This is a genomic window from Dictyobacter arantiisoli (assembly GCF_008326305.1).
Classification (GTDB): domain Bacteria; phylum Chloroflexota; class Ktedonobacteria; order Ktedonobacterales; family Ktedonobacteraceae; genus Dictyobacter; species Dictyobacter arantiisoli.
The window spans coordinates 56,970-59,205 of the sequence record NZ_BIXY01000039.1; the positions used below are offsets into that span (position 1 = coordinate 56,970).

Here is a 2,236-nt window from a genome sequence, read left to right on the forward strand (position 1 = left end):
TAATGGAAATCCAGTCTTGATATATTTATGGTATTCCCCAACTTGTGGTACCAATTGGGGGGATTTTCAGATCACCAACCACGTAACCTTTAATTTAAGTGCACAGGTAACTAGAAATAGTGACCATTTACAGGAAAGTGATACTTTCAACGGATGGAGAGTATGGTCTACGATGGTCTATGCACCAACCACGACAGCCTCTGCTTGTGGTGGTGTGTGGACTATAAATCAGTGGATAACCGTAGAGAACTATAACCTTTGTGTTTCCCAATAAACACTCTATGTTTAATGTAAAATTATAGTTGCGGAATGACTTACAAATGAATTGTTCATTAAGTACATTAATCAATTAGATTTTACATTAAAATGGATGCTACAACTCTTAAGTAGGAATAACTTAAGAGTTGTAGCATCCATTTTAACAAGAAGATTTTAGACTAAGCAGCAGAAATGGGGCATGCTAAAGATTATTCAGTCGCAACTGCTGTTAATTAAACGCCAAGGATAGCGACATGACCTTAGTCATGTACTCTTTTGATATTATTGTCAATAGCATTAAAGATAGCATATTATGTATCAGTAGTGGTATGTGGTATGCCAGAGAGAAAATGAACGATGTTAAAGGCTACCGAAAACGTGTATCAATAAAATAAACCGCGTAAGAGGGATCTGCTATGTCAAATAATCAGCCGCCCATCGGAGGGGAATCGCATCAGCAAGAATCAATCCGACCGAAAAAAGTGAAGTTTACCAATCAGCTTTTCCCTCCACGTTTAAATTTAGCATCAGGAGCCAGCCAGATTGATCCTTTACCTGGAAACAATTCTTCAGCGGCTTCATTTTCTCAGGATATCAATCCAACTGACCAGCCTCTATCACACGAAGCTCCGTATGCTCATTCGGCAGATGATATTACCATCCCCTTCAAATCTACGAACTCGCCAGGAAACTTCTTTGGTGGCAAAGGTTATAATGGCCTACGAGACACGACCACGGGTCAATTAGACAATCCTGGAACTGGCGCGTTAACACAGGCAGCAGGGCAATATAATAGCAATACTGGAATGCTCACGCTCAATCAGGCTGTGAAGGTGGTCAAAATTCCAATTGCTGGCAAACCAGGGGAGTTCAAAACGGGTATCCTGCCTGTCATTTCACAAACGCAAACAGGAACATTACCACCACCATCCTCGAATGGCATCTTGGCCAACAGGCCAAAGCACAGGAGCAAGCTTATCTTATTAGTTGCTTTGATATTCCTGATGCTGCTGGGTTCTAGTGGCTACTATCTGCTTCAGATAACAAGTTCTACAGCCTTAACTACCAAAAGCCACTCTCATACCATTACTGCGAATGTTGGTAATAGTAAGCAAGGACAGACAAACAACCCTGCCGCTACTGCAGCATTTGCATCTACTGCTACCACCGTTGCAGAAACATCATTGGTCATTGATTCTTTGTCCTACCCTTCCCGCTCCTGGGTAACAGGTGAAGATACTGCTAGCAAAGTCGACTACTTCTTCAAAAACGGTGCATATCATATTCGTCCTGATGGCGATAACTTTGGCTATGCACTTTTACCTGGAATTGATGAAGTACCCAACAGCTATATCTATAACTTAACAATGGCAAATATAACCTACGATACAGGTAACACGAATAACTTGAGTTTTTATGCAATGGTTCTTAACTGTAAAAACTATGGGAATAATAAAGCCTCCTTCTATATGTTTAGAGTGAACAATGGCGCGCATATTACCTACGAATTCGACAAATATGATAATCGTACAACAAAAAATGGTGAAAGTCCCTGGCAACAACTCTTTCCAAGTAAAGATAACATGGCTGGTACTAATGGCAAAGCTAACGGTAAAGAATTTATAGGACCCCATTGGCCGAACACCTACAGCGTCTCCGACAAAAATGGTACCTTTACCTTAAGTGTGAATGGGACAAAAATTGGTACCTCGAAAGATACCACTCTCACCGGTGGACAGATCGGTATGGCAGTCAGTCAAGCAAAAACAGAGGTGGCCTTCTCTAACCTCTCATTGCTAAGCAACTAAGATTTCATTGAAACAAGCGCTGCCCCCTCCGTAGCAACCACCCTTCAGAACTTATCCGAAAACCTACAAGGAGGAAACGCGATCACATTGTTGAAAGCAAATGAGCGCACAAGCCAAGCACAACAAGGTCTGATAGGAACGCGGGCGCTTCTCCCAGCGGATCAGCAGAC

1 protein-coding gene is annotated in these 2,236 nt (G+C 42.0%); it reads left to right on the plus strand.

Translation table 11 applies throughout. The annotated features are described in order from the left end of the window. Window positions 1-674 precede the first annotated feature (674 nt). Window positions 675-2,066, plus strand: coding sequence for a hypothetical protein (locus tag F1593_RS14160; protein ID WP_149402213.1), 1,392 nt, complete (start codon window positions 675-677; stop codon window positions 2,064-2,066). Window positions 2,067-2,236 lie beyond the last annotated feature (170 nt).